Origin of the sequence: Novipirellula artificiosorum, from assembly GCF_007860135.1 — a bacterium.
GTDB lineage: Bacteria > Planctomycetota > Planctomycetia > Pirellulales > Pirellulaceae > Novipirellula_A > Novipirellula_A artificiosorum.
Genome location: NZ_SJPV01000001.1, coordinates 1,140,396 through 1,153,587, shown reverse-complemented (window position 1 = coordinate 1,153,587; position 13,192 = coordinate 1,140,396). Strand labels below are relative to the sequence as shown.

Sequence of the window (13,192 nt, the reverse complement as noted above, 5' to 3'; positions counted from 1 at the left end):
CAGATTGTAGCAGCAATCCGAACCCTTTGCACTCAGCGATTTTGCCAATCGACCGCAGACATTTCTGCCAGCGCTAGCATCAAGGCATGGGTGCCACGGTCGGCATCGCCATGTGCCTTCACCGATTGATAGAGTGCGTCCGCCAGCGACAAACCTGGCATCGACAACCCCATCCGGCGACTCTCGGACAAGGCAATTCCGATATCCTTGATAAAATGCTCCACAAAAAAACCTGGATCAAAATGATTGCCAACGATCCGTGGCCCGAGATTGGAAAGCGACCAGCTGCCGGCCGCCCCCGAACCGACCGATCGTAAAACGGCTTCGAGATCCAATCCGGCTTTGTGGGCATAAAGCAGCGCCTCGCAAACGCCGATCATTCCTGTGGCGATCAACGTTTGATTGACCATCTTGGTGTGCTGGCCCGAACCAGCGTCACCCTGGTACACAACGGTCTTCCCCATCGCTTCGAAACAAGGCATCAGCGTTTCGAACGTTTCTCGCTCACCGCCGACCATGATCGATAGGGTCCCCTCCCGAGCGCCGACGTCGCCTCCCGAAACCGGCGCATCGAGCGATTGGACATTCACCTGCTTTGCCGTGTTGTAGAGTTCGATCGCCAGCGCCGGTTCGCTGGTGGTCATATCGACGACGATGCTTCCATCGCGGCATCCTGCCAGGACACCACTGTTCTTGCAAAGGAACACTTGTCGCACATCCCGAGGGAAACTAACGATCGCAAAGACCACATCGGATTGTTCGGCAACCAATCGAGGAGAGTCCGCCCATACCGCACCACGATCGATCAACGGATCGGCTTTCTTGCGAGTGCGGTTGTAGACGGTTGTCGCGAATCCACGATCCATCAACTGGCCGCACATGGATTGCCCCATGACCCCCGTACCAATCCATCCAATCCGTGTCGTTCCCGCTTCAATCTGCATCATCTTCATCGCCTTGAATGATTCGATCTTTTTGTCGTTCTCGTCGCAGGCTTTCGCTCACACGTCTGAGTACTTCACGGTCACCTCGGCTAAGTGACGCAGCACCTTGATGATGGAGTCGTTCCAAGATTTCGTCTAACTTCGCCGCATCGATCGCTTCAACTCTTTCCTGCTGCATCCTATGCCGAAGCCGACGCCGAGCAAACCATGACTTCGTAAACTCGCGTAGGGATTCTCGCTTCGGCTTGGCGGTACGAGGGTCGCTTGAATCGTCCCAAAAGCCCATGGCAATCTCGTCATCCTCGTCATCCGCGATGATCGGATCAAACGAATCGACAAGCTGTTGGATCTGTTCGATTCGTGAGGTGCGAGCCAGCGTGAATGCCAACAACATCAGCAGCGGCCATCGGGGGATCCACATCGCATTCTCGTTGCGGAGCACCCCAACTGAAAAAATGGCCATCGCAATGCTGAGAACAATCATCACCCGATGCAGGATCAAGGTGTGCTTCATGCGAGATTGCGTCGGCACCGCAGCGACCACGAGCGCAGCAGCAAAGTGGCGGCCAAGAGAAAACGGTAACGGATACAATTGGGCGACGCATTGGACCAACAGAAGCCAACCCGCCAAATGAGTCACCGATTCAACCGAAATCAGATCAAAACGGGGCAAAGAAAAGGGGTGGATCGCGGTCGTGGCCCCCCCCAGCTCGGCAGCAGCCGTCGACAGAAAGCGGGAGGCCAGCAACAAAGAACTGCTGACGGCGACCATCACCGAGATCGACAGGATAGTCGCCTGCAGCGTTCGCTTCGACGTCATCACGCCCGACTGCCATTGAACACCGACCAGTCCAAACCCGATCGACGAATCATTGGCTGGGAGTCCCAGTGAATAGGCGAAGGCTTGAATCAAGAAACCGAGAAACCAGATACCGAGTGCCACGGCCGATGCCAACACCAAGCCTTGACTACCAACGCGGCCCGCACTCATCGCGACCACGCCGCAAAGAATCGCCAAAGTGATCACCAGCGTGTACGAAACGCACCAAAGGCGGCCCCAAACACGTCCAATGGGTAGGGACCATGGGGGAAGTTCGGTCGGAAAATACCGTTGTTCGCTGCCTGAATCGGTCACCGTTGTCACCAAAAACACACCTCACCTGAGCGATCAAAAAACGACAACCCACTACGCCCGTTCTGTTGCTACGGATCGAGCCACGAATTCGTTCGGGCACACCGCCCACCACCCCCGCCGGCGCTCTGTCGATCGCTAAGCATCGCGAGAAACCGATTGATCGAAAAGGGAGTCCCTCACAAAGCACTAGCTATCCGATTTTTTTTCGAACTCGGGTTCGGCGATTTCTTGTCCGATGGAATAGGCCAACCGGCCGATCATCGCGAAATAGATGAACGCGACCGCGATCGTCGAAAAGATCGCCAAAACGGCAGCGACAGGGGCGGCCATCGTTGAACCCGCCGCGTAGATCAAAAACAGTCCAAAAAACAGCAACCCGGCAGAAAAGTAGAGTCCCCCCCAGGCCTCGTGGCTGTTGGTCACACTTCGCGCCACTTCGGCGGAAAAGGGCGTGAACGGGCTATTCATGTCCAACATCGACAACAACACAAACGGGAACAGGGTGTACAGAGAGAGCATCGTTAATGCGAGCGCAAACAAACCCGGCCCCAGCAACCACTGGCTAAGAAACCACACCGGCACCATTGAAAAACCGACAGCCGAGAATGCAACAAACAGCGGCCCCATCCAGGCGAAGAAATCGAATACCGGCCAATCGCTGACCGTCTTCTCGTCGTTGGCGACCGATTGCAAAATCGCGAACCCACAACTGACCACCACCGCACCAAGAAAGAACCCAGCGACAAACAAGCCAACGACAGCGATCTTGTTGCCCGTTGATATCGCGACCGCAGCAGGAACCGACGCACACACGGACAGCACGAGCCAATGAACTAAGACACCGGGGTCTAGGAAAATCCCAAAGACGCCCTTCAACCATTCGACCAAATTCGGCACGTCACTGTTGTCGGGTGGGCTTTCAACCTCTTCACGTGCAGCTTCCTCAAGCAACTGTTCGGCTGATTTGCGGAAGGGATCAACGCGTTTCTTTTCCCCTTCAACCTGCTTTTCAAAAGCAAACGTCTCGACTTGGTCCAACTCGAGTTTCTGCTTCTTCTTTACCTTCGGAGCAGGCGGAACCTTGAGTGGCGAATAACAATTCGGACACTTAATGGTGCTGCCCGCTTGCTCGGCTTTGACATACAGCAGCGAATCACAAACGTTGCACTTCAGCCGATACTCCTGCTCGTACTCCGGTTCAACCGGCTTCGCCTTGGCGGGAAGCGGTTGCTGTAAGTCCGCCAAATCCTGCAAGTCCATCTCGCCCAGCCCGCCGAAGGCATCCTCGCCCAAGTCGGCAGTGAAGGGATCCGAACCTGTGCCCGGTTTTGACAAATCGGGCGGGCGTCCTGAACGTGACTTCGATGCTGGTTTTGGAGGCGATTCAACCCGCGAGGTAAAGTCGTCGTCCGCATACTGGGACAAAAGCGCTTCTTCGGCCTCGGTCAAACGAGGAGCCGTTTCCGAGGACCGCCTGGGTGAAGCCGGCTTGCCAGCTTTCGGCTCTCGACTGGGACCGGGACGAGCGGGGTTTGGATGAATCGGCCGCGGTTTGGAGCCCGCTGGCTTTGGCACAGCGGGAGGGGACGTCGGTTTGGCGACCACGGGGCGCGATGGGATCGGATCGCTATCAAGTGACAGCCAATCGTCCGCATCGTCGGAAGTCGTCGCACTCAGCCCCGGTGCCAAAAAGGCCTTATCACAGTGGGGACACTTCACCCGAGTTCCAGCGCTACCGGCATCGACCGTTACCGGTCGGTTGCATTGCGGGCACTGCAGCGAAAGTGAAGCCATTTTGTCCGCTCGAAACGATGGAGGCGAATGCGAATTCACTCGCGAAAAGAACGCGTCCGTTGCGAAGCTTTCACTCCGTCCGCTCACTCAAAGCGGCGAAAAGCTACAACCGAGGCGAATTCCGAACGAATCCTAGAACCGTTCCTCCATCATACCTTCCACCGATCTCCGTCGACATACCGAGCGAGGCAAAAGCGAGCCGCCTCAAACCCGGTGAAGACTCAAATCCGCTGAAGTGTGATCGATCCCTCGGCGAATCATCGCGCTAAGCGTCCAACACTTCAGCTTCCCTCGCTTTGGCCGACTCGCTTGCCTTGGTCTCGAACTTCTTGGTCAGTTCTTGGACGTTTTCTTTCATCGAATCGCGATCGTCTTCAGAAATCTCTTTCGCTTTTTCGGCAGCGTCGATTGCTTTATTCGCATCACGACGAATGTTTCGCAACGACACCTTGGCTTCCTCGGCCAATTCTTTGATTCGCGAAACCATCTTCTTGCGAACATCGGTCGACAATGGCGGCACATTGAGCCGAATGATGCGACCATCGTTTTGCGGGTTCAACCCAAGGTCCCCGGCCACAATCGCTTTCTCGATCTCTTTGATCGTCGACGTGTCATAAGGCCGGATCACAATCTGCTGAGGCTCCGGTGTCCCGATCGATGCCAATTGTTTTAATGGCGTGGCCGATCCGTAAACTTCCACCTTCAAAGAATCGACTAAACCCGGATTCGCTCGCCCGGTTCGGATTCCCGATAGGTTATGAAGAAGCACGGAAATCGCCTTTTCCATTCGTTCCTCCGCATCAATCAGCACGTCGTCGCTGGACATTTTGCATCCTTTTTAAAGTATCTGGTCAGGTGAAAAATCGGTCACAGGGAAGCTCAAATGAGCTTCGGTTCACAGGGAAGCTCAACGGAGCTCGGTTCACAGCGAAGCCCAACGGAGCTTCACCGGAATTCTCTTATCTTACTCGCAATTACTTGGCGAAGGGGCGGACCCAATCCAGGTCCCAATCGTTTCCCCCGAAATGGCTCGGACGATATTGCCGTCTTGCTTAAAGTTGAATACCAAGATCGGCTTGTTGTGCTCGCTGCACAATGCGATCGCGGTGCCATCCATCACTTTGAGTTTCTTTTCGACGACTTGTTGGTAGGTCAGCGACTCGTACAGCACCGCGTGCGGATTTTTCTCGGGATCGTCACTGTAGACTCCGTCCACCCGAGTGGCTTTCAGGACCACGTCGGCCTCCAATTCAAGCGCTCGTTGGGCCGCGGCGGTGTCGGTCGTCACGAAGGGGTTACCAATGCCAGCCGCAAGAACAATCACTCGCCCCTTGCTTAAATGGCGAAGCGCTCGGCGGCGGATAAACGTTTCGGCAATTTTCTCGGTCGGGATCGCCGACATCACCCGCGTCTGCAAACCTTGGGCTTCGAGTGCATCTTGCAACGCCAACGAATTGATCGTCGTGGCAAGCATCCCCATGTAGTGGGCCGTCGCTTCGTGGACTAACGCATTGCTACCTGAGAACTGAGCTCCTCGGAGGATATTGCCACCGCCAATGACGATCGCAATCTCGCAACCGGTATCGTGCGCCTGCTTGATTTGCCTGGCGATCTCGCCTGCTTCATGAGCACTGATCCCGCGTCCCCCGGCATCGGCCAAACTCTCCCCGCTCAGTTTCAAGATCACGCGTTTGTAACGAAGAGGTGAAGCAGAAGATGGAGCATCCGTCATCGGTCGCAGTCGCTTTCAAGATGAAAAAGAGAGGAAAAATCGTTCGGCATGGGATTATACAAAAAAACCTCGCCGCGCCCGATAGGGCGCTGGCGAGGTTTGTGCTGTTACGCTGCGAGGACGACTACGCTACGAGGAATCGATTAACCCACCGACAACCGCGTGAACTCGACCACTCCGGACTCCGGATGGAAGTCTGCGATCGCCGCTTCAACGGTTTTGGTGTCATCCAACGCGTAGACTTGGCTCAGCAAGCAACGCTCTTGATCCAACAAGGTGTTGTCGGCGATGAATCGCTCCAATTTCCCTGGGATGATCTTGTCCCAAATTTTCTCTGGCTTACCCTCGGCCTTCAGCTCTGCCTTGATCGCTTCTTCGGCCTGCTTCATCACCTCCGGTGTCAATTGTCGCTTGCTGGCATACTGCGGCACATTCTTTTGCGGCTTGCCAAGATTTTCTCGCTCGTTGGTTTCATTCTCTGTCATGATCTGAGCGCGAAGTGCTTCGGCTTCCTTGACGACGAACTCGTCGTCGAACTCTTCGGGCCTTAGGATCGATGGGTTCATCGCAGCGATATGCATCGCCAAACTACGGAAGAACTGAGCCGCTTCGGCAGCCTTGCCCCCATCGGTGTACGAAACCAACACGCCGATCTTGCTGCCCGCATGAATGTATGACGCCAGATTTTCTCCTTTGACTCGCTTGAAGCCAACGATCTGAATTTTTTCGCCAATCACGCCCGTTTGAGAAACCAACTTCTCACCGACGGTCATGTCGTCGTCGTATTGCAAGGCCAAGACCTCCTCCTTGCTGTTGGCGTTCTTTTCCGCAGCCGCCGCCGCAATCGAATCGACGAATGCGATAAAGTCTTCGTTCTTGGCAACAAAATCGGTTTCACAACCGATGGCCAACAGGATTCCTTCTTTGCCCCCTTCGTCGACCATAGAGACCACGACCCCCTCGGAGGTTTCGCGATCCGCTCGTTTTGCAGCCACCTTTTGACCTTTCTTGCGAAGATAATCCATCGCACCATCGAGGTCTCCACCCGATTCCTTCAAGGCAGCCTTGCAATCCATGATGCCGGCGCCGGTCGCTTTTCTTAAATTGCTGATGTCTTTTGCTGAAATAGACATTCTTTCGTCTTCCTATAAACAATAAACAGTGATTCTGAGATTCTGAACAATGTAATGAAGGGATGGGTCAGGCACCAACCTGACCGTCACTTTTGCGTTGGCGCTGGCCTCGACGGCCGTGGAATTCACACCTCAGCGAGCCGCTGCCTTTGCGGAAATCGTCATCACCAACATTGCGGAGGACGACGCGGTTCGCGTCTTCCCCCCAACTTTGCAATGACGTCCACGACACATCCGGTGTGACGCCGGTCGATTCGCTGACCTATTCGCTGGCAGCAGGCGTTTCCTCTGCCACCGGTTGGCTTGCTGCCACTGCAGCGGTCGCTTCCGGAGCAGCAGCCGCGGCGGCCTGAGGCTCAACGTCTGCGGACTTGCCTTGAGCCATCGCAGCTTGGCCTTTGCCTTGATTCACCGCATCGGCCAATTGCTTCATGATCAACTCGATGCTGCGAATTCCGTCATCGTTGCCAGGAATCGGCAAGTCAATCAAGGAAGGATCGCTGTCGGTATCGATCAAAGCGACGGTCGTGATGCCCAATCGCTTGGCCTCCCGAACCGCATTCCGCTCTTTACCCGGGTCGACAATGAACAAACATTCGGGCAACCGGTTCATGGTGCGAAGTCCGTTCAAGTTACGATACATTTTGCGGTACTCGCGGTTCAGTGCGGACTGCATTTTTTTGCTGTAATTGTCCCATTCGCCACTCGCCTTGAGACTTTCCAACTCTTCCAAACGGCCCAATCGGCTACGAATCGTACGAAAATTGGTCAACGTGCCACCCAGCCAACGCTCGGACACAAATGGCATCCCGCATCGCAGCGATTGCTCTTCCATCGCTTCGCCAGCCTGACGCTTGGTCCCGACGAACAGAATCAGGCTGCCACCGGCGGCAACTTGGCTGAGGTATTTCTTGGCTCGAAGCAGTCCACGAAGGGTTTCGCGGATGTCCATGATGTGAATTTGGCTTTTACGGCCAAAGATGTACGGAGCCATCTTTGGGTTCCACAAACTGGTGCGGTGGCCAAAATGGACGCCCGCTTCGATCATTTCTTGAACGATGGGGCTCGAAGGAGTGGTGGTCATACTTTGATTCAACCTTTTGATTTCTTGCCAAAACTGCGGGCTACGAGAATCGCCGGATTCACCAACGAAACCAGGGCGGATGGCTGTCCGATGAACACCCGATCCCTAAATCGCCCTTCGTCCCAAAGTGCAGTGGCACGCGCGAGGAAAATGGTCCGCCAAATCGGACCGTGAAGTCGGGGAGGGTAGCCGACCGCAGCCATTTCGGCAAGGGAAGGCTTCGACACCCGCTTCGCCGGAGATGCTTTCTCGGTGAATTTCCACGATTCCTAGCGGTTCCCCCTGACGCTGGAAGCACCAAAATATAGAATTTCGGTAACATTCCTGACCGAAATGATCGATACAGTCGTAATAAACCAACACCTTACCCCTCTCGGTGGAGGTGCGCATTGTCGCACTTCCCTCAAAATAACACCTATGACGTCGAACCCGAACTCCTCAAATCCGACTACCGCGAAGAACGTGAAAACCGTTTCGGGCATCACCGTTCGTTTGGCCGGCGACTCGGGTGACGGCATGCAATTACTCGGCACGCAGTTGACCAACACCAGCGCGTTGGCGGGAAACGATGTGGCGACCTTCCCCGATTTCCCTGCGGAGATCCGTGCGCCTCGCGGGACGCGAGCCGGCGTCAGCGGCTTCCAAGTGCAGTTCGCCAGCGAAGAGATTTTCACGCCGGGCGACCAGCTTGATGCGTTGGTGGTGATGAATCCCGCAGCAATGGTCACCAATTTGGGCGACTTGCGGAAAGGCGGCATTCTGATCGCCAACGTCGATGGCTTCAACGAGAAAGAATTCAAGCTGGCAAAGTTGGAGTCCGATCCGCTTGAAGCGAACGTGATCGAGGAAACCTACCGGATTTTTAAAGTTCCCATGACCACCTTGACGCGTACTGCGGTCGCCGAGCATGGACTGAGCCAAAAGGTGGCCGATCGCTGCAAGAACTTTTTCGCGATGGGATTGGTGTATTGGCTGTTCGGCCGATCGCTCGATACGACCCTCCGTTTCATCGAAGACAAGTTCGGTCGAAAACCCGATATTGCTGCGGCGAATGTTGCCGCATTGAGAGCCGGTTGGGCTTATGGTGAAACCACCGAAGCGTTTGGAGAGAGTTTCCAAGTCGAGGCGGCGGCCACGTTGGAATCGGGCACCTATCGTAACATGATGGGCAACCAAGCCTTGGCATGGGGCTTGGTCACCGCTGCTCATCTGAGCGGCAAGGATTTGTTCTATGGAACCTACCCGATCACGCCTGCCAGCGACATTCTGCACGAATTGTCGAAATACAAAAATTTCGGCGTCAAAACCCTGCAAGCCGAGGACGAGATCGCGGCGGTTTGTGCGACCATCGGCGCCGCATTTGGAGGCACGATGGCGGTAACGGCCAGCAGTGGGCCGGGCATCGCGCTGAAAGCCGAAGGCATGGGATTGGGGATGATCCTTGAATTGCCGATGATCGTGATCAACGTCCAACGCGGTGGACCGAGCACCGGCTTGCCAACCAAAACCGAACAAAGCGATCTGCTGCAGTGCATGTTTGGGCGTAACGGCGAAGCGCCCCTGCCCATCCTGGCCCCGCGCTCCCCCGCCGATTGCTTTGACATTGCGATTGAAGCGTGGCGGATTGCGACCGAATGCATGTGCCCGGTGATGTTGTTGTCCGACGGTTACATCGCCAACGGTAGCGAACCGTGGCGCATTCCGGATCTGGGGTCGATGCCCAAGATCACCATCAATCACCCGGCGGGAACCGATTTGGACGAACCCTTTTTGCCCTACGCCCGTGACGAATTTCTGGCACGGCCGTGGGCGATCCCCGGTACTCCCGGGTTAATGCACCGTGTCGGTGGTTTGGAAAAGCAAGACGGGACGGGCAACGTCAGCTATGATCCTGCGAACCATCAACACATGACCAACACGCGGGCCGCGAAGATCGACCGGATTGCTGAGCGAATTCCAGAACAAGATGTTTTCGGAGAGACCAGCGGTGATGTGTTGGTCGTTTCTTGGGGGGGCACCTACGGGGCATGTCACACCGCCGTGAAACGGTGCCGCGATGCAGGACATCAGGTCTCTCACGCGCACTTGCGGTACATCCACCCGATGCCCAACAACATCGGCGATTTACTCCAGTCGTTCAAAACGGTCATCGTGCCCGAATTGAACATGGGGCAATTGCGTATGTTGCTGCGGTCAAAGTACTTGGTCGATTGTGTTGGGGTGAACAAAGTCCAAGGCAAACCCTTCGCGGTGACGGAACTGGTCGACGCGATCGAAGCACGCGTCACACCCCAGGCTTCCTCAAAAGGAAAAGCTGCCGTCCAAAGTCGAGCGGGATGACATCTGACATCTGACATCTGACATCTGACATCTGACATCTGACATCTGACATCTGACATCTGACATCTGACATCTGACATCTGACATCTGACATCTGACATCTGACATCTGACATCTGACATCTGCAAAGAAAATTCTGCCCCATGACTCTTCCTGTTCTTAAAGCTGCTGACTTCGCATCCGATCAAGATGTTCGCTGGTGCCCCGGATGCGGTGACTATTCGATCCTCGCACAGATGAAGAAGGTGTTGCCCGATCTTGGGGTTCCTCGCGAGAAGATTGTGTTCATCAGCGGGATCGGTTGCAGCAGCCGGTTCCCGTATTACATGAACACTTACGGCATGCACAGCATCCACGGCCGCGCTCCGACGTTTGCAACGGGACTGAAATCAACACGTCCCGACTTGATGGTCTGGGTCATCACCGGTGACGGCGATGCGTTGTCGATCGGCGGGAACCATTTCATCCATGCCCTGCGCCGTAATATCGATGTCAACATCGTCTTGTTCAACAACCGGATCTACGGATTAACCAAAGGCCAATACAGTCCAACCAGCAGCGAGGGGCAGATCACCAAGAGCACGCCGATGGGATCGATCGATCACCCCCTCAACCCGTTGTCACTCGCATTGGCAGCCGAGGGTACCTTTGTCGCTCGCAGCATCGATGCTCATGTCAAACACCTTGGCGAAATGCTCAAGCGTGCGGCGGAGCACAAGGGAACGTCGTTGGTCGAGGTCTACCAGAACTGCAACGTGTTCAACGACGGAGCCATGGCGTATGCGCAGGAAAAAAAGCAACGTGCCGAGAATGTGGTTGAACTCGAACACGGCAAGCCGCTGATCTTTGGCACCAATAGTGACAAGGGTGTGAGGTTGGTCGGCAACCGATTGGAGGTCGTGAACGTTGCGGACGTCGCGGTTGACGATTTGTTGATCCACGACGAAAAGGAGCCGAATCCAGCAATCCAGATGATGTTGGCACGGATGCGGTACCCAGAAATGCCCGAACCGATCGGTGTGCTACGATCGGTGGAGGGAGTCGCGACCTACAACGATCAGATCAACGAGCAAGTACAACGAGCGAAAGAAACAAAGGGCCCCGGCGATCTGCAAGAACTGTTCACCCGCGGAGACACGTGGGAGGTGGCGTGACGGTGTTGAGGGATCCGATCTCAGCCAGAACGCAAGGAAGGAGAACAATCTCCTTGGTCAAGCCAACGAGAAGCTGCACGTTACTGACATCTGTCTACTGAAAACTGGAAACTGATCTTATGCCCCGCGGAAAGATTTATTCGAACGTGTCGAAAGCCATCGGCGATACCCCGATGATTGAAATCAATCGACTCGTCCCAAGTGGCAATGCCGTGGTATTCGCGAAGTGCGAGTTCTTTCAGCCCCTGAACAGTGTGAAAGACCGTATCGGTGTCGCGATGATTGATGCGGGGGAACGCGATGGCCGAATCAAGGCGAACACGCACATCATCGAACCCACCAGCGGCAATACGGGGATTGCGTTGGCATTTGTGTGTGCCGCCAAGGGCTACAAGCTGACGCTGACGATGCCCGAATCGATGTCGGTCGAACGGCGAGCGTTACTGCGGGCGATGGGCGCGAACTTAGTCTTGACGCCAGCGGCCGAGGGGATGAAGGGGGCCATCAACAAGGCGGCGGACATGGTCGGAGAAGACGAGAATTCGTTTATGCCTCAGCAGTTTGAAAACCCTGCGAATCCTGCGATCCACGAAGCGACCACCGGGCCAGAGATTTGGATGGATAGCGGCCAGCAAATCGATGCAATCGTGGCTGGCGTTGGCACCGGTGGGACGATCACCGGAATCTCACGTTTCATCAGGAAGCAGAACCCTGATTTCAAAGTGATTGCGGTCGAGCCAGTCCATTCCCCCGTGATCAGTGGCGGTGTGCCAGGCAAGCACCGCATTCAAGGTATCGGCGCCGGCTTCATCCCGGGCAACTTGGACATGTCACTGATCGATGATGTGGTGAAAGTCGACGATGAGGATGCCTTTGAGTGGGGCCGTCGCCTCGCCAAGGAAGAAGGAATCGTCGCTGGCATTAGCAGCGGAGCCAACATGTGGGCAGCGGCACAAGTTGCCGCCCGACCGGAGATGAAGGGAAAACGAATCGTCACCATCATGTGCAGTCTCGGGGAACGCTACCTCAGCACTCCCTTGTTTGGCGATCTGGGACTCTAGTCCAACGTCCTCCATTCTCTGCATCGGGATTGCCGATGAGGCCTGCGCCGTTGCCAACACGACAGCGTGCCGCTGTCGTGCAGGCTTGAAGGGATTGTTCATCGGTGAGTTCCCGGATCGTCACCTTTCCTTTGGGAGAGGTCGGCGGTAAATCGCCGGCAGAGGGCTATCGGTTGCTGCCCCCGGTGCAAGCCTTAGGGCTCGAATTCCCCCAACCAAACGTGGTGGAGCTGACATTGCTTCGCTCGCACGGAAAACCATCATAAAAACGGCACGACCGCTTGGTGGAGACTTGCCTCGAAGGGTTGGGATTATTTTCCTGGACTTCCGCTTGCATTCGGGGTAACATTCCACCCACAAGAAGGGTCTCTGGAAAAACGTTGGCGATGCAGGAGAAAGGTCAAAGATGCAAGTTGCGATTTTGAGTGCGGATGGAAATCACTTCGTTCGTGCGTCTCGAGATGGAACGCTCGACGCCGTGGCAGAGGAGGTTAGTACCTGGGAAATGTTCGAGTACGAAGAGTATCCTGATGGACGGTTTTCACTGAAAACGCTCGCATCCCACCCTGCGGGGAGCCAATTCGTTCGCGCCCGGGGTGGTGGTGGCGGCCTTTTGTCCGCAGACCGCGCCATCGCCAGTGACCATGAAAAATTCACAAAGAATGCCATTGCGAATGGCCAGGTTGCGATTCAAACCAGCGACGGCCGTTTTTGGCGTGCAAAGAATCTCGGTGGGGCGGAACTTGATTGCCATGCCACGGTGGTTAGCTCATGGGAAGCCTTCACGATTAAATCGCTTTAAAGCTGGGTTGCCT

The 13,192-nt window shown here is 55.5% G+C and carries 11 protein-coding genes; 4 read left to right on the top strand and 7 right to left on the bottom strand.

Annotation, left to right across the window (positions count from 1 at the left end):
• Positions 1 to 32 precede the first annotated feature (32 nt).
• The 7 genes from Poly41_RS04045 to rpsB all read right to left on the bottom strand — a co-directional run bounded on the left by Poly41_RS04045 (position 33) and on the right by rpsB (position 7,822).
• Positions 33 to 944: an NAD(P)-dependent oxidoreductase gene (locus tag Poly41_RS04045; protein WP_390621405.1), complete on the bottom strand. Its 912-nt coding sequence runs from the start codon at positions 942 to 944 to the stop codon at positions 33 to 35.
• The gene (locus Poly41_RS04040) at positions 934 to 2,088 is read right to left on the bottom strand and encodes a hypothetical protein (RefSeq protein WP_146524590.1); all 1,155 of its coding nucleotides are present in this window, start codon (positions 2,086 to 2,088) and stop codon (positions 934 to 936) included. The genes Poly41_RS04045 and Poly41_RS04040 overlap by 11 nt, the downstream gene beginning before the upstream one ends.
• A gap of 177 nt (positions 2,089 to 2,265) precedes the next feature.
• Positions 2,266 to 3,873 (bottom strand): hypothetical protein, encoded by a 1,608-nt coding sequence (locus tag Poly41_RS04035; protein WP_146524589.1) that lies wholly within the window; start codon positions 3,871 to 3,873, stop codon positions 2,266 to 2,268.
• Between the two features lie 265 nt (positions 3,874 to 4,138).
• Complete coding sequence (gene frr / locus Poly41_RS04030) at positions 4,139 to 4,699, bottom strand: ribosome recycling factor (protein ID WP_146524588.1); 561 nt, start codon at positions 4,697 to 4,699, stop codon at positions 4,139 to 4,141.
• 138 nt (positions 4,700 to 4,837) lie between these two features.
• On the bottom strand, positions 4,838 to 5,605 hold the full coding sequence (gene pyrH, locus Poly41_RS04025) for a UMP kinase (RefSeq protein ID WP_146524587.1): 768 nt from the start codon (positions 5,603 to 5,605) through the stop codon (positions 4,838 to 4,840).
• 143 nt (positions 5,606 to 5,748) lie between these two features.
• Entirely contained in the window at positions 5,749 to 6,738 is a 990-nt protein-coding gene (gene tsf / locus Poly41_RS04020; RefSeq protein ID WP_146524586.1) for a translation elongation factor Ts, read from the bottom strand.
• A gap of 262 nt (positions 6,739 to 7,000) precedes the next feature.
• A complete protein-coding gene (rpsB, locus tag Poly41_RS04015; protein ID WP_231615379.1) occupies positions 7,001 to 7,822 on the bottom strand; it encodes a 30S ribosomal protein S2 in 822 nt (273 codons plus the stop codon).
• A gap of 417 nt (positions 7,823 to 8,239) precedes the next feature.
• Here rpsB and Poly41_RS04010 point away from each other — a divergent pair, with 417 nt between their 5' ends.
• The 4 genes from Poly41_RS04010 (at position 8,240) to Poly41_RS03995 (ending at position 13,179) form a co-directional block, all read left to right on the top strand.
• Positions 8,240 to 10,162, top strand: coding sequence for a 2-oxoacid:acceptor oxidoreductase subunit alpha (locus tag Poly41_RS04010; protein ID WP_146524585.1), 1,923 nt, complete (start codon positions 8,240 to 8,242; stop codon positions 10,160 to 10,162).
• A 143-nt stretch (positions 10,163 to 10,305) separates the two neighbouring features.
• Positions 10,306 to 11,316, top strand: a complete 1,011-nt coding sequence (locus tag Poly41_RS04005; RefSeq protein ID WP_146524584.1) for a 2-oxoacid:ferredoxin oxidoreductase subunit beta — start codon at positions 10,306 to 10,308, stop codon at positions 11,314 to 11,316.
• A gap of 119 nt (positions 11,317 to 11,435) precedes the next feature.
• Entirely contained in the window at positions 11,436 to 12,377 is a 942-nt protein-coding gene (gene cysK, locus Poly41_RS04000) for a cysteine synthase A (RefSeq protein ID WP_146524583.1), read from the top strand.
• Between the two features lie 406 nt (positions 12,378 to 12,783).
• Positions 12,784 to 13,179 carry a fascin domain-containing protein gene (locus tag Poly41_RS03995; RefSeq protein WP_146524582.1) on the top strand — a complete coding sequence of 132 codons (396 nt, stop codon included), beginning with the start codon at positions 12,784 to 12,786 and terminating at the stop codon, positions 13,177 to 13,179.
• Positions 13,180 to 13,192: the final 13 nt, after the last annotated feature.

Coding starts and splice junctions, on each gene's coding strand:
- Poly41_RS04045 (WP_390621405.1), bottom strand. CDS start 944: ATGCAGATTGAAGCGGGAACGACACGGATTGGATGGATTGGTACGGGG.
- Poly41_RS04035 (WP_146524589.1), bottom strand. CDS start 3,873: ATGGCTTCACTTTCGCTGCAGTGCCCGCAATGCAACCGACCGGTAACG.
- frr (WP_146524588.1), bottom strand. CDS start 4,699: ATGTCCAGCGACGACGTGCTGATTGATGCGGAGGAACGAATGGAAAAG.
- pyrH (WP_146524587.1), bottom strand. CDS start 5,605: ATGACGGATGCTCCATCTTCTGCTTCACCTCTTCGTTACAAACGCGTG.
- tsf (WP_146524586.1), bottom strand. CDS start 6,738: ATGTCTATTTCAGCAAAAGACATCAGCAATTTAAGAAAAGCGACCGGC.
- rpsB (WP_231615379.1), bottom strand. CDS start 7,822: ATGACCACCACTCCTTCGAGCCCCATCGTTCAAGAAATGATCGAAGCG.
- Poly41_RS04010 (WP_146524585.1), top strand. CDS start 8,240: ATGACGTCGAACCCGAACTCCTCAAATCCGACTACCGCGAAGAACGTG.
- Poly41_RS04005 (WP_146524584.1), top strand. CDS start 10,306: ATGACTCTTCCTGTTCTTAAAGCTGCTGACTTCGCATCCGATCAAGAT.
- cysK (WP_146524583.1), top strand. CDS start 11,436: ATGCCCCGCGGAAAGATTTATTCGAACGTGTCGAAAGCCATCGGCGAT.
- Poly41_RS03995 (WP_146524582.1), top strand. CDS start 12,784: ATGCAAGTTGCGATTTTGAGTGCGGATGGAAATCACTTCGTTCGTGCG.